The sequence below is a fragment of the Leeuwenhoekiella sp. CH_XMU1409-2 genome (genome assembly GCF_037029365.1).
In the GTDB taxonomy this organism is placed as follows: Bacteria; Bacteroidota; Bacteroidia; order Flavobacteriales; family Flavobacteriaceae; genus Leeuwenhoekiella; species Leeuwenhoekiella blandensis.
Genome location: NZ_JAYMEI010000029.1, coordinates 1 through 22,417 on the forward strand (window position 1 = coordinate 1; position 22,417 = coordinate 22,417).

Below are 22,417 nucleotides of genomic sequence, written 5' to 3' on the forward strand. Positions count from 1 at the left end.
CCGGCAGGAAAGTTCACCCATCCTTTTCTTTTGGAAAATTAATTCAAAATCATTTTACAAACCTAAGAGCCGACAAAAGCAGGCCCAAGAGGCATTGTTTGGAAATGAATGTTCAATTTCGAGGCAAGCCTCGGAATATTTTACTCTTTGGCGGTGCCAATAAAAAAGCAGCTATCTAAAAGAATCAGATAACTGCTCGTTTTGTGATTGATTGATTAAAAATTTAAATCAAATACGTGTTAAAGTTCGCAGCACTCACCCAGAAGGTGACCTTTGCCAGCTTTTATGTAAACACTTCCCCGATAAAACCGGGAAAAAGTTGTGTTGTATTAAAATTTAAAAGAACTCTTTGATTGATGTTATATAAGTAAGACGACCGCATTTCAGTTTTGTTACACTTCAATTAAAAAATTTAGTTGTTAAACTAATCTAAAGTGCTATCCACGCAGGCATAAAATACTATTACCTTTGTTTTTTTATGAGGAACCCCTTAAAAAATAGGAACATAAACGATTTTAAAAGTAAAGCGCTTCAGCTCTTTTTCAAGATTTTAAAATATCTCGAAATAGGATTTCGTTTTGCCACTTTAAAGTTTCATTCAGCGGTAAAAAGAAAATGGGTTCGCTATCCCCTTTTGGCATTAGGAACTTTGTTTTTTGCCTTTTCGCTTTTTTTCTTCAGTATTTATATGGGTGTCTGGGGAGCACTTCCATCTAAATATGAGCTTAGCCATCTAGAACAATCGCTTGCCACACAATTGGTAGACCGAAATGAAAAGGTTATTGGTAAATATTACATTTTTGACCGAAGACCTATTGGTTTTGACGAAATCCCAGAACATTTAAAAAATGCACTCATTGCCACCGAAGATGCTCGTTTTTACAAACACGATGGTGTAGATAAAGTAAGCCTGATGCGTGTTTTATTCAAAACACTGCTCATGCAGGATGACTCCGCGGGTGGAGGAAGTACAATAACCCAGCAGTTGGTTAAGAATATCTACGGGCGTCGCGGTGCCGGCACGTTTAATTTGGTGATCTCAAAATTCAAAGAGTTCATCATCGCGCAACGGGTTGAGGAAGTTTATACTAAAGATGAAATCATTAATCTTTATCTGAATACCGTTCCCTTTCCTGACAATACCTATGGAATAGAAAGCGCGAGTCAAAAATTCTTTAATAAGAATACCGAAAGTTTAACGCTTAACGAAGCTGCTATTTTGGTAGGTACGTTAAAAGCAAATAATAGTTATAACCCAAGAGTCTATCCCGATCGCGCTAGAAAAAGACGCGATGTTGTGATCAACCAGATGTTACGTTATGACTATTTGAATCCGCGAGATACCGTCGGTATGGAACGTGACACGATTATGTTGAGTTATCAAAAGCATACCGATCTTGGGATCGCTCCCTATTTTAGAGAGCTTATACGTCAAGAAGCTCAGGACATTCTTAAAAACTACAAGAAAGACGATGGTTCTGCTTACGATTTATATCAAGATGGGTTAACCATACACACCACGCTTGATAAAAAAATGCAGGAATATGCAGAAGCCGGAATGCGAGAGCACATGGCTGCTTTGCAATCGCAATACGAAAAAGCGTATGGTAATTATGCGCCTTGGAAACGTTCATCTATTCTAAAACCAAGTCTTGAAAAGCTCCCGTATTATCAAAAATTGGTTAAAGACAGTCTTTCTCCCGAAGCCATTGAAGACTCACTAAATATAAAGAGAAAACGTAAAATCTTTGATTGGAACACAGACGAGCGCACACAGCAAATCTCAGTAAAAGACAGCCTGTCTCATTATCTCTCTTTACTTAATTGTGGTTTTGTCGCATTAGATCCACAAACCGGAGGTGTTCTGGCCTACATCGGTGGTATTGACTTTGAAAATTTCAAATACGACCACGTGAGTCAAAGTGAACGTATGGTAGGTTCTACGTTTAAACCTTTTGTATATACGACAGCATTAGAACAGGGAATGGATCCTTGCACCTACTATGATGGCGACCAACAGATTTATTATTTTAATAATAAGGAATGGTCTCCTGCTAATGCAGGTGGTGAAGGCGAAGACCTGTCGTACTCGCTTAAAGGGGCCTTAAGCAATTCTATAAATACGGTTGCGGTTAAGGTTATTATAGATGTTGGTATTCAAAAAGTAATCAATCAAGCTCGAAGTATGGGGATTGATACTAAGTTACCTAAAGTTCCCTCGCTCGCCTTAGGAACAGCACAGATCAAGATGCGCAATCTGGCTTCGGCATATACTTCCTTTGTGAACGGAGGAAAACCGATGAAACCTTTTTACATTACAAAAATCGTAGACCGAACAGGAAAAACCGTTGCCGAATTCACTCCGGAAGTTCCAGAAAAAGCAGTGATGAGTAACGTCACCAGACAAACTATGATAGAAATGATGCGAGGTACTGTAAGGGAAGGAACTGCAACCCGACTAAGGTACACGTATAAGCTTAATAATGACATAGCTGGTAAAACAGGAACCACTCAAGATAATAAAGACGGATGGTTTGTAGGTATCACACCTTATATGGTTGCAGTAAGCTGGGTAGGTAATGATGATTATAGAATAGGCTTCAGCAGTACCGGATTAGGTGCCGGAGCAAATTCAGCTTTGCCAATCTATGCAAAATTTATGCAGCAATTAAATAAAGATACCACCTATACCAAGCTAACAAAACAACGATTTAAAAGTCCGTCTGCTGAAGTGGCAAGCGCTCTTGATTGCGCTCCTATCGTTAAAGATAGTACGTCACAAGTAAGAAGATTTTTTGAATCGATTTTTAACGGAGAAGAAGAGAACTATAGAACAAAAGTCTACCTCGATGATGATGGTAATGTGCTAAGAACAGAAGAACAAGCACTACCACAAGAAGAAGAGGAAGCTGAAGAAGAAAATACTAGCGGAGGATTTTTTTCGTTTCTAAAGAGAAAGAAAAAGAATGATGAAGATTAAGTGTTTTGGATTGCATATACTTTAAAAAAAACGCATAAATGCTAAATTTATCATAAAAAGCATGAATTAATTTGATTTTAAAATAATCCATGTTATAATACATCCTATATACTTTTAACAAATAAATTTTATATGAGACAACTCAAAATCACCAAGCAGGTAACCAATCGGGAATCAAAATCTTTAAATACCTATCTACAAGATGTAAGTAAACTCGATATGATTACTGCTGATGAGGAGGTCGAGTTGGCACAACGCATTCGCGAAGGTGACCAAGTTGCACTAGAGCGTTTGACAAAGGCTAATTTGCGTTTTGTGGTTTCTGTGGCAAAACAGTATCAAAATCAAGGTCTTAAATTACCTGATTTAATCAATGAAGGTAATGTAGGTCTTGTAAAAGCTGCAAAGCGTTTTGACGAGACACGTGGTTTTAAATTTATTTCTTACGCGGTTTGGTGGATTCGCCAGTCTATTTTACAGGCGATTTCAGAACATTCAAGAACCGTACGTTTACCCCTAAACAAAATTGGTACGATAAGTAAAATCAACAAAGCATTTTCTTATCTGGAACAAAGCTTAGAGCGCCCGCCATCTGCAGAAGAGATCGCAAAAGAGTTAGACATGACTGTTGCTAAAGTAAAGTTAGCAATGAAAAACTCTGGACGTAACCTTTCTATGGATGCTCCTTTTAAAGAAGGTGAAAATGACTCTAATCTTTATGATGTATTAAAATCTGGAGAGTCTCCTAACCCGGACGCAGATTTAATGCAGGAATCATTAGGAACTGAGATTGAAAGAGCTCTTGAGACGCTTTCTCCTCGAGAGTCTGATGTAATTAAATTAAACTATGGTTTAGGTGGTGAGCAGCCTCACACCCTTCAAGAAATTGGAGAAATGTTTGACTTAAGTCGTGAGCGTGTGCGTCAAATTCGTGAAAAAGGAATTAGAAGACTGCGCCATACTTCAAGAAGTAAAGTACTTAAAACCTATCTTGGATAGATTTACCTCCTAAAAGTGAAAATAAAAAAAGCGCTGTAATATTAATTACAGCGCTTTTTTTATTGAGGATATTTATCAACTTACCTAAGTTATAGAGGAAGTGGATATAAGGCATACTACGACCTATCAAAGGACCGTATTTTCATATTCCGTAGTATGCGTACATACATAATTTAATAGAGGTTTACTCAATAACAATGTCAAAAGATTCTTGAACGTCAGTTTCTCCGGCTGCATTTGCAATTTCACCTGCACTTACACCTGCTGCATCTTTAGCTGGCTGATGTCTTAGAGTAACCGTAATAGTTCCTGAAGACGCAGTACCTGCTTGTAACGTAAATTCAAGACCAACAGGATTTGCTACGCCGTTGTTCATATAATCATTCTCGGTATCTGCATAGGCAAAAGTTGCATTAACACCTGATGCTGCTTGATAGAAAAATTGGTGCTCATCTGCTTCTTCTTCAATCTCTTCATTAATAAGCTCAGCAGGAGATTCTGTTTCATTTTCTAAAGTGATGCTTCCATCGTAAAGCATTCCGGCTTGTAAAGGACCAGAAATCGTAATCACAGGTTCATTAGGACCTTCACCATCTAAATCTCTTGATTCTAGGGTTACCGTCTCCCCGGTTTCAGGAACTAGCGTAAGCGTAATCGTTGTGATAACTTCCTCTTCATTGATGACTTCTGGTGTTGTATCATCATCAGATGAACAAGAAGCAAGCGTGATCGTAGTTAATAGCGCTAGGGCTATAAATTTTATATTTTTCATAATCTTATGTTGTGTATTAATAGTTTAGTTTTAATTGAATTCTAAAATTTCGTCCTAAATCATCAGTAAAATAACGTTGACGATTTAAGTAATCCCGATAGGCTGTATTTAAAATATTATCTACAAAAAAGCCTAGGGTCAATGTAGATTGTTTGAAAACATCAAAGTCAACTGACGACGTTAAATGAAATAAGCTGTACCCTGAAGGCGGTTGGCTTACTGCAACGGTCTCTGTCGTCTGTTCACCTGAGTCATTTATGTATGTTACCTCAAAATCATTGTTAGGAAAACGTGTTTGTTCTAATACGGTTTGATTACGCAATCCTATATTTAAATTATTCCATTCTGCTTTTCTAAACCCAAAAGTCGTATTGATGTTTGGTGCCGGCATATCAATAAGTGGTCGGTTGCGATCTAAATCTTGACCATTTACGTATGCAAAAACCGTTTGTAAATTGAAATTAGCATCAAACGTATAATTGGCGCGAACATCAACTCCAAAAAGTCTGGCGTCTACTTGTCCGTATTGATACACGGGAAATGCTCCACGATTGGTGTATTGAAGTCCATTAGGCTCCATAATTATAAAATCACTGATGTGGTTATAAAAAGGATTGATTCCAAAAGTTAGACCACCGGTCTGCCCGTTGAGTTCTAAACTAGCCTTATACGATTGTTCCTGATCAAGGCGTAAATCACCTAACTCTATTATTGCTGCAGAGTGGTGTAAACCATCACTAAAGAGTTCTGCAGGATTGGGAGCTCTTGAAGCACTACTCAGATTCAATTTTAGATCCCAATTAGATTTGATACGATAGCGTGCTCCTAAGGTTCCTGAAAAATTATGATAATCAAACACAGGGTTTACCAAAAGCTGATTATCCAATCGCTGAACCACGAGATCACCAAATTCTGACTCATAGCCTCTGTTCTCCCAACTACTGGTTAAATAATATTTTTGTGCATCAATCTGCATAAAATCATATCTAAAACCTCCGTCAATACGCCATTTGGGAGAGATATCAAGATCTGCAGTGGCATAAGCACCTGCGGTGTACATCTCATAATCAGGAATAAGTCTTCTAATGCCTGTATTAGGATTAGGAAAATTCTCTTGATAAGAAGCTTCAACACCAAAGTTGGCTTTCAAATTTGATGCAGCATCGTATAAAAAGTTTGAAGCTAGCGTATGTGTGGTAAGTTGTAAGTCAAGCGAAGCCTGATCTCTATCGTCACCGCGCCGAATGTCAAATTCTTTACGGTTATTCTGCTGATACGAATAATCGAGACTTAATTTACCTGCTTTTTCAAAGCGTTTGTAAAAATTAATCTTAGCTAAATGGTGGCTGACATCTTGTTTAGGCGCATTGATATCATAGGTAAAATCTCTTACATAATTAGGCGCCCCGCTGTTTATGGCACGAATCAAATCGCTTAAATTACCAATATGGCTAGCTCTTAAAATCCCTATTTCAGAATTGTAGAAACTATAATACGCATCAAAACCGTAAGTGAATTTATTCAGTCCAAAACCTATTGAGAAATCATGCTCTCTCAAACCGGTATTTGACAATACATAATCTGGCGATTCCAGATCTCCAGCGTATTTTGTAGTCCCTTGTCCTTGCACATAAAAGCCACTTTCGAAAGCCTTTAACAAGCTGGTAGTCACTCCGAGACTTCGGCCGTTTGTCGCTCCGCTTAAAATGGTTTTACCGTAAAGCGTGTCTTTTGCTGGTGCTTTGGGAGCGTTTGTAACGATCACACCTCCCACAGCATCACCTCCGTAACGCAGGGCACTTGCCCCTTTAACCACCGTAACATTTTCTGCTGCGTTGATATCCAGGTTTGGAGCGTGTTCTACTCCCCACTCCTGATCTTCCATTCGGGTTCCGTTGTTGATGATAAGAACCCGACTACTGTGCAAACCTTGAATTACAGGTTTTACTACGGTGCTTCCAGTATTTAAAGAAGAAACTCCGGCAACCTCGCGTAAAGCGTCACCCAAGCTGGCATTGCTGTAGTTTTCTAGAACTCCGGACTCAAGCCGCGTTTGTGTCCCGGAAACGGTACCTCGATTGGTATTTTCTCCCTGAACAGTAACCGCATTCAAGGCTTCGGTGTGATGTTCTAGTTTAAAATCACGCTGAACATTGTCGGTAACTTCTACTGTAAATTGCGCGACTTCGCACTCAGGATGGGTGATGGTCACGACATAAGTTCCTTTACACAGGCCACTCAGTTCATATTTTCCATCTAAATCACTTAGTGCATAAATATCATAACCGTTTATGCTTAATGTGGAATTGGGTAAAACATTACCATCGTGAAAATCCTTTACAACACCACTTATTTTAAAATCACATTGTTGTGCTTGAAGCTGAAAACTTAAAAGCAGCCCAAACACCAAACTGAAAAATTTCATATTGAAATATATTGGTCTTCGGTAAGAAGACGATTATCAGATAAATGAATAAAAGTATTTTACTTAGCACGAGTACTGAAAGCAAAACCTTTTAGCCGAGGTCTAGAAGACCTCTTAAACATTCCGCATTGGGAATTTATTAAACTGATAATATGGGGGGTGCCTTGTTTGCAGAGTTCCCAAAGTAAAACCTATCGGTTAGTTTAACTTGGGTAATTTGTAGGGGAGCCTTAAATTCTTCAGGAGCTGAAGCAACCTCAAACGTATAGTTTACAGGCAGGTCGTAATCAAGACTTTGTTTTTGTTTATGGGTAAGTAAACACAATTCACAATGCGTTCCCTTTACAGAATCTTTACCGTGAACGTATTGGTGAAGATCTACAATCTTAAAAGCAAAAATAGCCAACACCAGCATTACGCTAAGCCCGGCTTTTAATCTATTGCTTTGTAAAATCATATTGCTAAATTAATATAATGTCTTTTAGAAAGTGTGAAATAAACTTAAAATTAATTGTCCCTTGGTCTGTGTATTGGTTATTTCACGCATATAAGCCGCCTCTGCACGTAATCCCTTCTTGATTTGATAGCCCAAACCACCAAATAACCAGGTGCGATCATACAAACTCACAGTTTGCCCGTCACCTATATCTTGCTCACCATTTATAAAAAACTCTCCGGCGACATAGGTGAAGAAGGTTTTAGGACCTATGGTTTTAGTGTTTAAAGGTACTTTGGCATTTAGAAAATACCGGTATCGAGACCTAAAATCCTGATCTTCTATCAAGCGCTCTTCTATGCGTATTCTGTGTAATAGAGCAATACGCCCCTCAAAGAACGTATTGGTCCAAATCAAATCCTGATAAAAACGATCTTCTCTTAATTGCGCATTGCTAGGCCCAAAGGTTCCCGTGTTGAAATAAGAATATCCCGCAACAGCCCGAAGCGTCGAATTCGTTATTTTATACGACAAGCCTGCTCTGAGAATCAACTGCTGGAAATCCCCGGCAACATTAAAACTGCGATGTTGCACATCGCCCATAATACCAAAATTGCTCGTGCCAAAATCAGTATCAAAGAAATACATATACCAACCGCCCAATTCGTGATTTCCGCGTTGCGCCTTAAGCTCTTGCTGAAGCAAAAAGCTACTTAGAACGACGAGAAAACTTAACCGTAATCTTCTTGTTGAAATTTGCATGATTTGACTCTTATTGAGCCGGCACGTTTGCGTACATCTGACTCAGTTTAAGTCTCAATTTACGCATATAATCTTCTTCTAACCAATCTTTGTAATTTTTGGTATTCTTCATAATACAATACGAATACAAGCGTATACGGTATTGAATTTCTTCCTTCAATTCACGAGCGAGAATACGCGCATCAAAAACATCTTCAGTATTTTCAAAAACGATACGTGCATGTTGATCAATAGAACGCTCTAGCGCTTCTTTCGACTTTAAGCCTTTTGCAAAAACATCTTCGTATTCCTTTTTGATATCAAAATCTATAGACTCACTATTGCTGAATTGCGCGCGAAGTTCTGGAGGCATCACGTATTCAAAATTACGTTCAATCTCTTCATCACTTACTAAATTCTCAAGATAGAAATCAGGATATAAGAAAATATCGTTCCAGTCCATTGGAGCATCCCAAAGACCAAAACGCGCCATATTATTCCCCAGATCGATCACTTCAAAAGTCTTCTTGTTGGGAAGCACTCGAGAACCACGACCTATCATCTGAAAATACAGCGTTAAGGAGCGCGTCGCACGATTTAAAATGATCGTTTCAACTGATGGCTCATCAAAACCGGTAGTCAAAATACTTACCGAAGTAAGAATGGCATCCGGTGTATTTTTAAACCACTTCAGTATTTCTTTTCGTTCTTTATTGGTGTGGGTGTTGTCCAGATGTTTTACGTCGTAACCAGCTTCTTTAAAGGTTTCATAAACGTAACGCGAGGTGTTGATCCCGTTATTAAAAATAAGCGTTTTAGAACCCTTAGCACGCTCTTCATAAGCAGCAAGAAGCTTTTCCTGCATACTGTGATTGGTATAAAGGATCTCTGAAGATTTAACCGTATAATCCCCGTTGATACCTACCTGTAAGGTCTTGAGACCTACATCATAGGTGTGCATATTCGCTTTGGCTAGAAAGCCTTTTTCGATCAACGAACCTATACTCTCCCCGATGATGAGTTTACGGTAATTATCCTTCATGGGTAATTTCACATTCGAACTCAATGGCGTAGCCGTAACGCCTAAAATAAAGGCATCTTTAAAATAGCTGAATAATTTTCTAAAAGAGTTGTAATGAGCTTCATCAATGATGACCAGTCCTATATCTTTAATATCGATCTGCTCATCTTGCAAACGGTTGTTAAGCGTTTCAACCATCGCTACATAGCACATATAGTCTTCGTTTCCTTCAAGGGTTTTAACCTTGCTGTTGATGACCATATTGGGCACATCAAAGCCTTTAAGCATTTTTGAAGTTTGAGAAGACAATTCGATACGGTGCGTCAAGATCACCACTTTCTTCTGTTTCTCTTTGATATAGCGGCGTACGATTTCAGAAAAGATCACGGTCTTCCCTCCTCCCGTCGGAAGTTGGTACAGGAGATTGAAGTCATCAGACTCTTCCTCCATACAATTAAAGATCTTATCAAGATCGTTTAATTGATAGCTGTATAATTCTTTTCCGTTTCCGTTATCTTTTGCAGATGCTTTTTCGCTCAAAAGTGAAGTTTGTTTAAGGTTGAATTTTGCAAAAATAAGGCATTTTAAGGGCTTCTCGAAAGATTGACTACAGAATTACATGATTGATAATTTTGACAGAAAGTTTTAAGAAATTTTGCTTTGGACAACTCGTAATTTTAAAAGCCTCATAAAAAGTAACTAGAACCCATTTTAAAACTGAAAAAAATTAGCAAAGCATCATCGTATAAAATACCTAATCTGTTACCTTTGTGTCAACATTAAACACATCATTTTGAAGAATCCAAAAGCGATAAAACTTATAAATAAGCTCATTGACGATGTTGAGCACAACGGTATCATCACCAATACTGCAGTAGAAGATTTACAAAGTCTTAGACCTTATGCTGTTGAAGAAAAACGTCCGTTGCTTGCTAAAACCATTCGTTTGACTTTTGAACATATTGAAGCCTATCAAACCTTTGATATTCCCATCCCAGAAGAAGAACCTGTTGAAGGTTATGAAGAGGAGTTTGAAACCGAAGAAGGTACGTTTGATCCTGCAGAAAGTTTGTTATACCTTTTAAATTTAATTGCAGAACCAGAAAACAAAACCAATCGCCTAGACCTTAGAGCTTATGTTGAGGCGATGCAAGAATATGCCGAAGAACATTAATCTTCGTTACAAGTACAACTAAAAAAATCCGCAGTGTTCACCGCGGATTTTTTTAGTTTATACCTGAAAATATATTATTTCTTAGGTGGTTTAGAAGGACGTACTTCTATCTTACTTGGTAAAGTACGTGGATTCATTTTAAGTAGATCAACAACTAATTCACCTATGTCTTCACTTTGTATTTTCCAGGCGTCTTTATCTGAAGGCTCATTCCCATTAAAGTGAGTTGCTACAGAACCCGGCATTATCGTAGACACTTTTACATCATCCTGACGTAGATCAAGCATAATCGCTTGAGTGAATCCCGTTAAACCAAATTTACTCGCGTTATACGCAGATCCATTTGCAAAGAAGTTGGTACCGGCAAGACTTGAGATCGTGAAAATATACCCCTTCGCTTTTTTCAATTCATTCAAGCTGGCTTTTACACTGTAAAATACTCCGGTTAAATTAGTCTCGATCGTTTCTTGCCATTGGTCTGCAGTAAGTTCGTCGATACTTGCAAAATGTCCAAGACCGGCATTGGCCACAAGCACATCCAGTTGACCAAATTCTTTAATAACAGCATCTACAGCTTGCACCTGACTTTCCATCGAGCGCACATCTGCTTTAACACCCAACGCCTTGCCTTTACCCTTTTTATTGAGTTCCTCGGCTGCCTTTTCTGCTGCGGTGAGCGTTCGGCTGGTAATGGCCACATTCATACCTAATTCGAGAAGCGCTTCTGCAACGCCTCTTCCTATTCCTTTAGTGCCCCCGGTGATGAGCGCAACTTTATCTTTAAATTTCTCCATATGTTAAAATTAAGGGTTCTTGAGCCCAATACAGGCGTAGGTTTTTTTAAAATTTTCCTAAATCTGCCTATTTATAAAAATATTAGCAGAAACAATTTTTCTTCAGGTTTTTCAAAAAGTATATTTGCAAAAAAAGTAATGAGTCACGACAGCAAAACCAAGAAAAAGTCCCGCCTGCGACTTTTACATCAATACTATAAATTCACCGGATTCTATTCGTTTATTGGAGGAAGTTTAAAAAAAGCGCTCACTCCCGTTATCCTATTTGTAGCGGCACTACTGGCTATTCATTACTTTGTGATCGATATCAATGCGCTTTTGGTCAAAATGACCGATACCTTCCCTCCATTCTGGGTACTTACGGTTTTCTTTATTTCTGAAAGTATTCTCGGACTTATTCCGCCAGAGATCTTTATCGCCTGGAGCGATAAGATGCCTGATCCTATTTTATACCTATCGCTTATCGCGGTACTTTCGTATACCGGTGGAATCATCAGCTATTTTATGGGTAGAGCTTCTACGCGCATCCCTGCTGTACATGATTATCTCGAAGTTAAAATGGCTAAGCATCTTAAAAATGCCCGTAAATGGGGTGGTTTTCTTATTATTGTAGGAGCAGTACTTCCGGTTCCTTTTGCAATAAGCAGTATGGCAGCCGGGATGATAAAATATCCATTTATAAATTACCTCTTATTTGGCCTTTTACGCTTTGTACGCTTTGCGGTGTATGGCGCGGCTATTTTCAATTTGGTTTAGATGATTAAAGCATTTCAGATTATCAGTATTTTAGAAGGTGTTTCGTTACTTCTTATTCTCTTTGTATCCATGCCTTTAAAATACATATTTGATATGCCTGAGGCCAATCAGGTGATAGGAATGGCGCACGGAATTTTATTCTTGGTATACGTGGTGATGGCTATTCTTGTAAAAAGTGAATTGAATTGGAACTTTAAAATCTTGCTCATCGTCTTAGCCTGTTCCATTATTCCCTTTGGCACCTTCTGGATGGATCGCAAGTATTTAAAAGGAAAAGCCTAAACACGAATTATTATGATGAAGTCGTTTGTTCTATTCTTAAGTGTTTTTCTGGGAGTTACCTCTTACGCACAACAAGCAGAAGCTTTGGTAAAGCTCGACACGCTAAACGACAGATTTACGTATGATATCAGGTATGCAAGTACCAATAACTTTCTAGAAGAAGCCTTTTATGACTGTGCAGCCTGTTATCTCAGACCTGAAGTCGCCAATGCGCTAAAGGAAGCCAATCATTATTTTTGCGAAAAGGGCTACCGAATCGTTCTTTTTGATTGCTACAGACCGGTAAGTGCGCAAAAGAAAATGTGGGCGGTATACCCCAACCCACAATATGTAGCCAACCCGTATACTTCAGGATCGGTACACAATCGCGGAGCAGCAGTAGATATCAGTCTTGAAAAGCTAGATGGTACACCGGTTGATATGGGAACAGATCACGATTACTTTGGTAAAGAAGCTCATATAGACAATACGTCCTTACCGCAAAAGGTTCTAGAAAATCGAAAATTGCTTCAGGAAGGAATGATTCGTTTTGGTTTTGAAACCATCCGTACAGAATGGTGGCATTTCAATTATAAAAAGAACTACGACTTCAAGATCATCGATTTTGATTTTGAATGTGATTGATCAGTATTCATCTCGATCTAAAAAACTTAAATAACCCAAACTCTGAAAGACATTTTGTTTTTCGGAGTTTTGTCGTTTATCACTACTCTTACCCATTTCAGATCTAAACCCTTCGTCTTCAGTAGCTCACTAGCGTTCACGTTTAGAAATAAATTCAATTTAGCGTACAGATAATGTTTTAACCAAAAAGCTGTATAAACAGCAATCCCAATTCGATTATTTTATTAAATCCTTGTTAAATCGGCTTAAATAAAAACCGCATAGTTTTTTTCCTCGTATGTCTTTGTAAGTATTAATAACCAAAGAAACTCAAATTATGAAAAAGAAAAAATCAATTGAGGTAAAGACTCAAACGGTGGGTAGAAACCGTAGAAACTTCTTAAAAGTAAGCGGTCTTGCGCTTGCAGGATCTAGTTTGTTGCTTGCTTCTTGTAGTGATGACGATGATAGTGGTAACATGATGGGCGGCGGGACTTTTGACCTGGGTACTGGTGATGTTGGCGTTTTAAATTACGCGTATGCATTAGAACAATTGGAAGCTGCTTTTTATACCAATGTGGTGAATGGTTCTTTTTACGCCAGCGCTTCAGCAGATGAAAAAGCTATTCTTTTAGATCTATATAATCACGAGGTAAATCATCGTGAATTCTTTAAAGCTGCAATAGGTGCAAATGTTCCTATGGAACAACAATTGACTGCCGATCTGGAATTTGATTTTAGCAGTGTTGACTTTGGAAATAGAGATTCGGTCTTAGGAACAGCAAGAGTTCTTGAGGATACCGGAGTAAGTGCGTATAACGGTGCCGGACAATACATTCAAACTGCAGTGTATTTGACGCTTGCAGGGAAAATCGTTTCTGTAGAAGCACGTCACGCAGCAGCAATTCGCTCGATCATTAATGGTAGCGCAGACTATACAGCCTTTGCTGGTGATGATATTATAGACGATAACGGTTTAGACTTAGCGGCCTCTCCTGCTGAAGTCATTTCAGCCGCAGGAGGATTTTTTGTAACACCGTTTACATACAACAATCCGGGAGCGTAATTACTAACCATTAAAAACTTACTACAATGAATTTAATCAAATTTTTAGACGAATTTACTACAGATAAAATGCAAGAACCTATGACTTCCAGACGTGCTATGTTTGGCCAACTGGGAAGTTTAGGTAAAAAAGCAGCACTCGCAGCTGTTCCGTTTGGGCTTGCTACAGCTTCTAATAAAGCGATGGCGCAAAGTACCGGTGATGTTGTGGGCGTACTCAATTTGGCCTTAACCTTAGAATATCTTGAAGATGAGTTTTATGCTATGGCTCTTGATTCTGGCGTACTCTCAAACAATGCAAAAGCCGAAGCTATCTATATGCAGATCTCTAAACACGAGTCGCAACACGTAGATTTTCTTACAGCAGCTATTGAAGGCGCAGGCGCAGATCCTGTGGCTAAACCTTCTTTCGACTTTACTGTTGGCGGTACCTTTGATCCTTTTAATGAAAACGGAGCAGGTCAAGCTACAGCATACGCTCAATTATTGGCACTGGCACAAGCATTTGAAGATACCGGTGTACGTGCATATAAAGGTCAGGCAGCCAATTTAATGGGCAGTGCAGGCGTACTTACTGCCGCACTTCAAATCCATTCTGTTGAAGCACGTCACGCTTCAGAGATCAGAAGATTAAGAGGTCTAGAAGGTTGGATCACAGGAAATGAACGCGGTGCAGGAATGCCGGCAGCCACTCAAGCAGTTTATGATGGAGCAACTACTGAAGCGAATATTATTCAAGGTGGTTTAGATGTTACCACTCTAGGCTCTGGAAGTCCGTTTACGATGGATGCTGCTACACAGGCTTACGATGAGATCCTTACCGGTGACGAAGCGGTAACCATTGCCAGCTTGTTTATAGAATCTTAATAATCAAGTTTCTTTCATATATACCAAAAGCTCCTTTACTTTAAAAGTTAAGCAGCTTTTTTAGATTTGGATGAGTCCTGCACATTAAGCGAACGACCCTAAACAAAAAACACCCGAAGCAGTACTTCGGGTGTTTTTTGTTTTAAAGAGAATCTATCTTATTTTTTCTTCTCTACTTTAGCCGGTTCATTCAGCTTTTTGGTAAGCTCTAAAGAAAGCGCAGTGCGCTCAAACTTCATTTTACCGGCACCTGATTCTAAGATCACGGTTGTATCGTTTAAATCTAAGATCTTGCCGTGAAGACCACTTTTTGTGATCACACGATCTCCTCTTTTTAATTCTTCAGCGAATTTTTTCTCTTCCTTTTGACGTTTCATCTGCGGGCGTATCATAAATAGATAAACCACGGCGATCATCAAAAGAATAGGTAAAAAACTTGTTATTTGTTCCATTTATAAGAGCTTATCCGTTTACAGCCGGTCCTTCAGCAGACTGTACAAATGCGGTAATTTTTACTGTTTCAGATCCTTTTTCGGTATTTGCTTTTACGGTAACGATTTTAGTTACAGCGTTTAAGCCACTACCATTATATTTTACAAGTAGCTCTCCTGTTTCTCCCGGTTGAATAGGATCTTTAGGATAACTTGGCACGGTACAACCGCAAGTACTTGTAGCATCTACAATTACTAATGGTGCTTTACCGGTGTTTTTGAATTTAAACACGTGCTCTACGGCAGTACCACGAGCGATGTTTCCAAAGTCGTATGCTTTTTCTTCAAATTCCATAGTTGGGAAAACCGTTGCATCTGCATCACGAGTTGCAGCCATCTCTACATTTTCTCCTTTTACTTTGTCCGAAGCGTTGTCTTTACAACTTGTAAATGCCAGTGCAGCAACCAATCCTACTGCAAAAAATACTTTTTTCATAATTCTATTACTTTTTTAGAGTTCCAAAAATACAATTTTATTTATTACCCAATAAGAGCATTTTCAAGCCTTGAGCGCTTGTTTTGGCTATTTTTTACTCGATAAGTCCTCTTCCTGCTTTGTTAAGTCGGTTGTCTTTCTTGTATTTTTTAACCAGACGGTCTAAAACACCGTTTACAAAAATGCTACTCTTTGGCGTTGAATATTCTTTAGACAATTCAAGATATTCATTGATGGTTACCTTTACAGGAATAGACGAGAATCTTAAAAATTCGCACAAGGCCATTTTAATAAGGATCTTATCTAAAGCCGCGATACGATCTTGATCCCAGTTGGGCGTATTGCCTAAGATTTCAGCCTCATACTCTTCGTCATTGCGTGCCGTACGCAGCAACAAGTCTTTTGCAAATTGACGGTCTTCCTCGTCTTTATAAAGCTTTGGTAAAATAGTGCTCTCAGGGGAGTTTGGCTTCAGTTTTCCTAAACGCTTAACGATCGTGGTGTTTACCACGGGAAGGTCATCGACCCAAGTAAGACGGTAATCTTCAAGATAGTCGTACAGCTTATCGTTGGGCGCCACGATTTTAGCAAAGAAATCGATCACAAAATCCCGGTCTTGCTTAAAATCGGCAGACGCAGAAGCCATGTAATCGGCATAAAAGTCGCTTTCTAACAGCGCATTGTATAACAACACCACATACTCGCTATCTAAACGCCAGTTGTTCAGTTTAGCCTTTTTAAGTTCTTTCTGAAGCAATTCATTCTCTGAAAGCTTGATCAGAACAGGGTTGTTTACAAATTTAAGATTGGGATTTTTGTCAGATTCTGTTGCCAGCATTTTTTGCTGAGAACGCTCTAGAATGTCTTTTGCATGAGCGTGGATTTCAACGAGAAGATCTATCAAAATGAGATACAGATCATACATTTGAGCGGTGCTCGCATTAAGAAACTTCTCTTCCTTCAACAAATCAGGATTTTCTGATTGATGTAAGGCGTAGAGTGCTTGCATTACTTTCACGCGTATGTGCCTTCTGTTAAGCATAATTCAAAAGAACTTTGGTTAATTGGTTTGGGTTATTTTCAAGTCAAGCTAACCAGCCAGTAAGCCTAATCGGCTTAAAAATCGATGCAAAAATACGTTTTAAAAACATTCTAGAAACCATAATTACTTTTTTATCTAAAAAATCTATCGGTGGCTTTTCACGCCGAATCGTGTATCTTTGCGCGGCTTTGATACTAAAGCAAAAAAGGACGCACGCCCAGATCTAGTAGAACATTCTATGAAAGAACTTCAGCATCTCAATAAATATTTCAAAAAATATAAATGGAAGCTTATTCTTGGCTTCTTCATCGTACTGGTTGCCAGAATTTTTGCAATTCTAACGCCCAAGTTCTCGGGAGATATGATCAAGTATGTAGAGAACTATATCAAAGAGGGTGGTGATTTAAGCCAACTGAAACAGCAGTTGTTGATGACCCTATTCTTACTCTTGGGTGCTGCGCTGCTTTCTGCCTTTTTCACCTTCTTAATGCGCCAAATGTTTATCGTGGTTTCACGTTACATGGAAGCCGATCTTAAGAACGAGGTCTACGATCAATACCAAAACCTGTCACTTAATTTTTATAAAAAGAACCGTACGGGAGATTTGATGAACCGTATAAGCGAGGACGTGAGTAAGGTGCGTATGTATCTGGGGCCCGCGATTATGTATGGTGTGACTACGGTTATTCTTTTTGCAACGGTCATTCCTTATATGTTGTATACCGCGCCAGAACTAACTTTGTACGTACTTATCCCCTTACCTATTCTTTCGGTGGCGATCTATCAGTTAAGCCGACTTATACACAAACGCAGTACGATCGTTCAACAATATTTATCACATTTGAGTACATATACTCAGGAATCTTTTAGCGGTATTGGCGTGATCAAAGCCTATGGGATCGAGCCGCAGACCTATGAAAATTTTGAAAAACTAAGCGAAACCAATAAAGAAAAGAACCTTGACCTGGTTAAAGTTCAGGCGTTTTTCTTTCCCTTGATGATCGCTTTGATCGGGGTGAGTAACTTGCTGGTGATCTATATTGGTGGTAAAAAATACATTGACGGAAGCATCCCTGATCTCGGTGTGATCGTAGAGTTTCTTATTTATGTGAATATGTTGACCTGGCCGGTAGCCTCGGTAGGATGGATCACTTCACTCGTACAACAAGCCGAAGCTTCGCAAAAGCGCATCAACGAATTTCTTAAAGAAAAGCCTGAGGTGGTCAATAAAACCGAAGCTAGCACCCCCGTTACCGGAAGCATCAAGTTTGACAACGTAAGTTTTACCTACGATGACACCAACATTACCGCGCTTAAAGAGGTTTCTTTTGAGGTTAAAAATGGAGAAACCTTAGCGATCATTGGTAAAACAGGATCCGGAAAATCGACCATCTTGGAGCTTATAGGGCGCTTATATGACACCACCACCGGTGCGATAAAAATAGATCAGACGCCTATAGACCAGTTGAATCTTAAAGACCTGCGTACCGCTATAGGTTATGTACCTCAAGAGGCCTTCCTGTTTAGTGACAGTATCAAAGAGAATATCAAGTTTGGCAACAATCAGGCAAGTGATGAAGAGGTGATTCAGGCGGCTAAAAATGCCGTGGTTCACAAAAACATCGTTGATTTTTCTAAAGGTTATGATACTATTTTAGGAGAACGCGGTATCACTCTTAGTGGAGGTCAAAAACAACGCGTTTCTATCGCACGCGCTATAATCAAAGATCCACAGATCTTATTGTTTGATGATAGCCTTTCAGCCGTAGATACAGAGACTGAAGAAGAGATCTTAGCCAATCTTAAACGTATTGCAGCAAACAAAACGACCATTTTGGTAAGCCACCGTATCTCTTCTGCAAAGAATGCCGATAAGATCATCATTCTTGAAGAAGGCCAGATCATACAACGAGGCACCCACAATGAATTGATTGCCCAACCGGGATATTATCAGGAACTTTACCGTAAACAACTTGACGAAAAAGAAATGGAATAAAATTTTGTACACCATTTTATTTTTTTCCATTTTTGAAAGCATAAAGCGTATTAATTAAACATAGATTATGAGCAATAATGAAATGAAGGGGAATGATGAGATATTCTCGAAAGTGTTAAGAGCAGGGCGTCGCACCTACTTCTTTGATGTACGATCTACACGTGCAGGAGATTATTACCTAACCATCACCGAGAGTAAAAAATTCACAAATGACGATGGTTCCTTTCACTACAAAAAACACAAGATCTATCTCTACAAAGAAGATTTTGAAGGATTCTCTGAGATTTTAAATGAAATGACCTCGTACATCCTTGAAGAAAAAGGAGAAGAAGTGATCAGTGAGCGTCATCAGAGTGATTATGTTAAGGAAGAAGACAAAGAACCTGTTCTGGAAACAAAATCAGCAAAAGCATTTACAGACGTAAGTTTTGACGATATTTAAAAAATCGATCATCTAGATTTATAAGCCGCAAATTTTGCGGCTTTTTTTTATCCCGATTTTTGGGGTATTGCAATACGGCACCCCTCCCCGCCCGGTTAGTAACCTCCCAATTAGACCGGGCATTAGGCTTAAGTCAAACGGTTTAGTTTAAAAATGATATCTTTAAAAACAAACCTAATTGTCATTCTTTTATTTATGAAAAAAAGCATACTCCTATTCCTAGTGGGTCTAGTTTTTACGACCACACAAGCACAGGTCTCTTATCCCACACTTGATTATTACTTACCAGACAACGTTTCTTACGATCCCAACATTCCAAAACCTCAGGAAGTTCTGGGCTTTATGCCCGGAGAATGGCACGTAAGCCACGACCAGTTGGTAAGCTATATGGAAAAGATGGCTGCCGCTTCTCCCCGAATCACGATTGACCGTAGAGGAACGACCTTTGAAGGCCGCCCGTTACTTTTACTCACCATCACATCTCCCGAAAATCACGCCAACATCGAGCAGATCAAAGCAGAACATCAGGCCTTGACCGAAAGCGGCGCAGAAAGCTTGAATACGGCACAAATGCCTATCGTTACTTATCAGGGGATGAGTATTCACGGTAATGAACCCAGTGGTTCTAACGCAGGCCTCCTGGCTGCCTATTATCTGGCTTCTGCTCAAGGACCGGAAATCGACGCCCTACTCGATAATGTAGTCGTTTTGTTTGACCCGTCTTTCAATCCTGATGGTTTGCAACGTTTTTCATATTGGGCAAACACCAACAAAAACCAAAATCTATCTTCAGATCCTCAAGATCGCGAGTATAGCGAGGTTTGGCCGGGTGGGCGTACCAATCACTACTGGTTTGACCTTAACCGCGACTGGCTTCCAACCGAATTGCCAGAATCGCAAGCGCGCATCAAAACCTATCACGCGTGGCATCCCAACATCTTGACCGACCATCACGAGATGGGAAGTAATTCTTCCTTTTTCTTTCAGCCGGGAATTCAAAGCCGTACACACCCGTTAACGCCTAAACTGAATCAGGAACTCACTGCTGAAATTGGAAAATACCACGCAGCAGCTTTTGATAAACTAGGCTCTTTCTATTATACCGAAGAAGATTATGACGATTTCTATTACGGTAAAGGTTCTACCTTCCCTGATATTAATGGGAGTATAGGGATCTTATTTGAGCAAGCCAGCTCGCGCGGCCACGTGCAAGAGACCGATAATGGCCTACTTACCTTTCCGTTTACGATTAGAAATCAGTTTACCGCTTTCCTTTCTACGCTCGAAGCAGCACAGGAAATGCGTGTAAAGCTGCTCGATTATCAGCGGGATTTCTATGCAAACTCGCGAGATAAAGCGGGTAATGACGCGTATATCTTCGGAAGCAAGAACGATCCTGCACGCGCTACGCACCTTGCAAAACTCTTACAACGTCATAAGATCGACGTGTATACGCCAAGCGAAAGCTATTCGACAAAAGACCTGAGCTTTGATCCTAAAAGCAGTTATGTGGTTCCTAAAAGCCAAAAACACAGCCGCCTTTTAAAAGGAATGTTTGAAAAGCGCACCAGCTTTGAAGACAGTCTGTTTTATGATATCTCGGCGTGGAGTTTTCAACTGGCGTTCAATCTTGATTTTAGTGACAGCGCACCGGCTAGCCTGGCAGGAAGTAAAATAGACAGTGTACAATTGGCTACGCCGCTTACCCTTGCTCAAAGCAGCTATGCCTATATGTTGCCTTGGGGTAATTATTATGCACCAAAAGCCTTAAACGCTATTCTAAACAAAGGCTTACGCGCTAAAGTGGCCTTACAACCTTTTACGGCAGACGGTATTGACTATGATTACGGTACGGTGATGATCCCCGTTCAAAACCAAAGCCTGAATGCTGAAGAACTCCAAAAGTTCTTAGATAAGGTTGCTAAAGAGTCACACCTCACTATTGACCCTATTAAATCTGGACTTACTGACGGAATAGATCTGGGAAGCCGCAAGTTTGAAGCCTTGAAACCTCAAAAGATCGCATTACTGGTAGGCGACGGAATCAGCTCGTACGACGCCGGAGAGATCTGGCACCTGCTAGACACGCGTTTTGACATCAGCATTACCAAATTAGATACCCGCAACCTCAACCGAAGTGATCTAAACAAATACACCACCATCATTATGCCTACCAGCGGCTGGGGCGGTGGTCTGGATGAAGCTGCCGGAGATAAGATCGCTGCTTGGGTACGCAATGGCGGTACACTCATCGGTTTTAAGAATGCAGCGCGATGGATCAAAAGACAAGGACTTATAGACTACACCACCGTGAGTACCGAAAATCCTGCAAAGAACATCAGCTTTGAGCAACGCAGAGATTTTAACGGCGCACAAGTGATAGGTGGTGCTATTTTTACAGCAACTTTAGACCGCTCGCATCCTATCGCATTTGGTTATGACAACAACAGGATCAGTTTGTTTAGAGATACTACCTTGTTTATCGAAGCCGATGAAACGAGTTATAAAAACCCGGTTCAATATACCGATGAGCCGCTTGCTGCAGGATACATCAGCAGTATCAATTATGAGGCGATCAAAGGAACACGCCCTTTTGTACATCAAGGCGCAGGAAGAGGAAACGTATTGATCTTTACAGACAATACCAATTTTAGAGCTTTCTGGTACGGGACTTCAAAACTCTTTATGAACGGAATCTTCTTTAGTGAGCAGATGTAAAAACTGCACTTACAGAGCGTAAACTACCTCAGGACAAACCCACGAGACATTGCTTAGTAACGAATTTTCAATTTCGAGGCAAGCCTGCCTGCCAACTAAGGCAGGCCTCAAAGTATTAAACCCTTTGACGGCGCCAATAAAAAATCCCCTCAAGCTGGCTTGAGGGGATTTTTTATTGGTACTGCTGAAGACTATACCACCAGAAGGCTTACCAATAGTCAGTTGGACATATCTGTCTTGGCTATGGTTTAGTTGCCTAAATAAACTGTGAGGATTACTGCAGCAATGAACTATAGCCAGTGTGCCTGTTGCACAAGTTAGCAAAAAGCTAACATACGGGTTATACTTAATTTACAGTTGTGTTTTAATTTCATGGT

Annotated in this window: 20 protein-coding genes; 11 read left to right on the forward strand and 9 right to left on the reverse strand. The window is 39.7% G+C overall.

The genetic code is table 11. From position 1 onward, the window contains the following. The first annotated feature begins 478 nt into the window (after positions 1–478). Entirely contained in the window at positions 479–2,980 is a 2,502-nt protein-coding gene (locus WA338_RS18545) for a transglycosylase domain-containing protein (RefSeq protein WP_272985146.1), read from the forward strand. A 132-nt stretch (positions 2,981–3,112) separates the two neighbouring features. Continuing rightward, on the forward strand, positions 3,113–3,979 hold the full coding sequence (locus tag WA338_RS18550) for a sigma-70 family RNA polymerase sigma factor (protein WP_009780064.1): 867 nt from the start codon (positions 3,113–3,115) through the stop codon (positions 3,977–3,979). Between the two features lie 184 nt (positions 3,980–4,163). Here WA338_RS18550 and WA338_RS18555 read toward each other — a convergent pair whose 3' ends face one another. From WA338_RS18555 to WA338_RS18575, 5 genes are all read right to left on the reverse strand, one after another. Continuing rightward, positions 4,164–4,751 (reverse strand): hypothetical protein, encoded by a 588-nt coding sequence (locus WA338_RS18555; protein ID WP_009780063.1) that lies wholly within the window; start codon positions 4,749–4,751, stop codon positions 4,164–4,166. Between the two features lie 16 nt (positions 4,752–4,767). Further along, positions 4,768–7,176, reverse strand: coding sequence for a TonB-dependent receptor (locus tag WA338_RS18560; protein ID WP_009780062.1), 2,409 nt, complete (start codon positions 7,174–7,176; stop codon positions 4,768–4,770). 139 nt (positions 7,177–7,315) lie between these two features. After that, positions 7,316–7,633, reverse strand: coding sequence for a hypothetical protein (locus WA338_RS18565; RefSeq protein WP_009780061.1), 318 nt, complete (start codon positions 7,631–7,633; stop codon positions 7,316–7,318). A gap of 24 nt (positions 7,634–7,657) precedes the next feature. Beyond that, positions 7,658–8,374, reverse strand: coding sequence for a DUF2490 domain-containing protein (locus WA338_RS18570; RefSeq protein ID WP_040532677.1), 717 nt, complete (start codon positions 8,372–8,374; stop codon positions 7,658–7,660). Between the two features lie 10 nt (positions 8,375–8,384). Further along, on the reverse strand, positions 8,385–9,914 hold the full coding sequence (locus WA338_RS18575; protein WP_009780059.1) for a DEAD/DEAH box helicase: 1,530 nt from the start codon (positions 9,912–9,914) through the stop codon (positions 8,385–8,387). A gap of 253 nt (positions 9,915–10,167) precedes the next feature. Here WA338_RS18575 and WA338_RS18580 point away from each other — a divergent pair, with 253 nt between their 5' ends. Further along, complete coding sequence (locus tag WA338_RS18580; protein WP_009780058.1) at positions 10,168–10,548, forward strand: hypothetical protein; 381 nt, start codon at positions 10,168–10,170, stop codon at positions 10,546–10,548. A 74-nt stretch (positions 10,549–10,622) separates the two neighbouring features. Here the strand turns inward: WA338_RS18580 and WA338_RS18585 are convergent, their stop codons facing one another. Continuing rightward, positions 10,623–11,342 (reverse strand): SDR family oxidoreductase, encoded by a 720-nt coding sequence (locus WA338_RS18585; RefSeq protein WP_009780057.1) that lies wholly within the window; start codon positions 11,340–11,342, stop codon positions 10,623–10,625. Between WA338_RS18585 and WA338_RS18590 the strand changes: the two genes are divergently transcribed. The 5 genes from WA338_RS18590 (at position 11,343) to WA338_RS18610 (ending at position 14,915) form a co-directional block, all read left to right on the forward strand. After that, a complete protein-coding gene (locus tag WA338_RS18590) occupies positions 11,343–12,098 on the forward strand; it encodes a YqaA family protein (RefSeq protein ID WP_009780056.1) in 756 nt (251 codons plus the stop codon). Then, the gene (locus tag WA338_RS18595; protein ID WP_009780055.1) at positions 12,099–12,380 is read left to right on the forward strand and encodes a DUF3817 domain-containing protein; all 282 of its coding nucleotides are present in this window, start codon (positions 12,099–12,101) and stop codon (positions 12,378–12,380) included. A gap of 12 nt (positions 12,381–12,392) precedes the next feature. Beyond that, positions 12,393–13,004, forward strand: coding sequence for a M15 family metallopeptidase (locus WA338_RS18600; protein ID WP_009780054.1), 612 nt, complete (start codon positions 12,393–12,395; stop codon positions 13,002–13,004). Positions 13,005–13,320: 316 nt separating this feature from the next. Next, a complete protein-coding gene (locus WA338_RS18605; RefSeq protein WP_009780053.1) occupies positions 13,321–14,049 on the forward strand; it encodes a ferritin-like domain-containing protein in 729 nt (242 codons plus the stop codon). A gap of 26 nt (positions 14,050–14,075) precedes the next feature. After that, positions 14,076–14,915: a ferritin-like domain-containing protein gene (locus WA338_RS18610; protein ID WP_009780052.1), complete on the forward strand. Its 840-nt coding sequence runs from the start codon at positions 14,076–14,078 to the stop codon at positions 14,913–14,915. 158 nt (positions 14,916–15,073) lie between these two features. Here WA338_RS18610 and yajC read toward each other — a convergent pair whose 3' ends face one another. The 3 genes from yajC to nusB all read right to left on the reverse strand — a co-directional run bounded on the left by yajC (position 15,074) and on the right by nusB (position 16,884). Beyond that, complete coding sequence (gene yajC, locus WA338_RS18615) at positions 15,074–15,367, reverse strand: preprotein translocase subunit YajC (protein WP_009780051.1); 294 nt, start codon at positions 15,365–15,367, stop codon at positions 15,074–15,076. Between the two features lie 10 nt (positions 15,368–15,377). Continuing rightward, on the reverse strand, positions 15,378–15,842 hold the full coding sequence (locus WA338_RS18620; RefSeq protein ID WP_009780050.1) for a DUF1573 domain-containing protein: 465 nt from the start codon (positions 15,840–15,842) through the stop codon (positions 15,378–15,380). 94 nt (positions 15,843–15,936) lie between these two features. Beyond that, positions 15,937–16,884, reverse strand: coding sequence for a transcription antitermination factor NusB (gene nusB / locus WA338_RS18625; RefSeq protein ID WP_272985155.1), 948 nt, complete (start codon positions 16,882–16,884; stop codon positions 15,937–15,939). A gap of 238 nt (positions 16,885–17,122) precedes the next feature. Between nusB and WA338_RS18630 the strand changes: the two genes are divergently transcribed. The 3 genes from WA338_RS18630 (at position 17,123) to WA338_RS18640 (ending at position 22,040) form a co-directional block, all read left to right on the forward strand. Then, positions 17,123–18,880, forward strand: a complete 1,758-nt coding sequence (locus WA338_RS18630) for an ABC transporter ATP-binding protein (RefSeq protein WP_272985157.1) — start codon at positions 17,123–17,125, stop codon at positions 18,878–18,880. A gap of 67 nt (positions 18,881–18,947) precedes the next feature. After that, positions 18,948–19,322 (forward strand): PUR family DNA/RNA-binding protein, encoded by a 375-nt coding sequence (locus WA338_RS18635; protein ID WP_009780047.1) that lies wholly within the window; start codon positions 18,948–18,950, stop codon positions 19,320–19,322. 195 nt (positions 19,323–19,517) lie between these two features. Next, positions 19,518–22,040 carry a M14 family metallopeptidase gene (locus WA338_RS18640; protein WP_272985159.1) on the forward strand — a complete coding sequence of 841 codons (2,523 nt, stop codon included), beginning with the start codon at positions 19,518–19,520 and terminating at the stop codon, positions 22,038–22,040. Positions 22,041–22,417: the final 377 nt, after the last annotated feature.

Bases quoted from the DNA above. Each gene is read 5' to 3' on its own strand.
- nusB (WP_272985155.1), bottom strand. From the start codon at position 16,884: ATGCTTAACAGAAGGCACATACGCGTGAAAGTAATGCAAGCACTCTAC.
- WA338_RS18555 (WP_009780063.1), bottom strand. From the start codon at position 4,751: ATGAAAAATATAAAATTTATAGCCCTAGCGCTATTAACTACGATCACG.
- yajC (WP_009780051.1), bottom strand. From the start codon at position 15,367: ATGGAACAAATAACAAGTTTTTTACCTATTCTTTTGATGATCGCCGTG.
- WA338_RS18570 (WP_040532677.1), bottom strand. From the start codon at position 8,374: ATGCAAATTTCAACAAGAAGATTACGGTTAAGTTTTCTCGTCGTTCTA.
- WA338_RS18620 (WP_009780050.1), bottom strand. From the start codon at position 15,842: ATGAAAAAAGTATTTTTTGCAGTAGGATTGGTTGCTGCACTGGCATTT.
- WA338_RS18550 (WP_009780064.1), top strand. From the start codon at position 3,113: ATGAGACAACTCAAAATCACCAAGCAGGTAACCAATCGGGAATCAAAA.
- WA338_RS18590 (WP_009780056.1), top strand. From the start codon at position 11,343: ATGTTAAAATTAAGGGTTCTTGAGCCCAATACAGGCGTAGGTTTTTTT.
- WA338_RS18545 (WP_272985146.1), top strand. From the start codon at position 479: ATGAGGAACCCCTTAAAAAATAGGAACATAAACGATTTTAAAAGTAAA.
- WA338_RS18630 (WP_272985157.1), top strand. From the start codon at position 17,123: ATGAAAGAACTTCAGCATCTCAATAAATATTTCAAAAAATATAAATGG.
- WA338_RS18565 (WP_009780061.1), bottom strand. From the start codon at position 7,633: ATGATTTTACAAAGCAATAGATTAAAAGCCGGGCTTAGCGTAATGCTG.
- WA338_RS18605 (WP_009780053.1), top strand. From the start codon at position 13,321: ATGAAAAAGAAAAAATCAATTGAGGTAAAGACTCAAACGGTGGGTAGA.
- WA338_RS18585 (WP_009780057.1), bottom strand. From the start codon at position 11,342: ATGGAGAAATTTAAAGATAAAGTTGCGCTCATCACCGGGGGCACTAAA.
- WA338_RS18640 (WP_272985159.1), top strand. From the start codon at position 19,518: ATGAAAAAAAGCATACTCCTATTCCTAGTGGGTCTAGTTTTTACGACC.
- WA338_RS18560 (WP_009780062.1), bottom strand. From the start codon at position 7,176: ATGAAATTTTTCAGTTTGGTGTTTGGGCTGCTTTTAAGTTTTCAGCTT.
- WA338_RS18595 (WP_009780055.1), top strand. From the start codon at position 12,099: ATGATTAAAGCATTTCAGATTATCAGTATTTTAGAAGGTGTTTCGTTA.
- WA338_RS18610 (WP_009780052.1), top strand. From the start codon at position 14,076: ATGAATTTAATCAAATTTTTAGACGAATTTACTACAGATAAAATGCAA.
- WA338_RS18635 (WP_009780047.1), top strand. From the start codon at position 18,948: ATGAGCAATAATGAAATGAAGGGGAATGATGAGATATTCTCGAAAGTG.
- WA338_RS18600 (WP_009780054.1), top strand. From the start codon at position 12,393: ATGATGAAGTCGTTTGTTCTATTCTTAAGTGTTTTTCTGGGAGTTACC.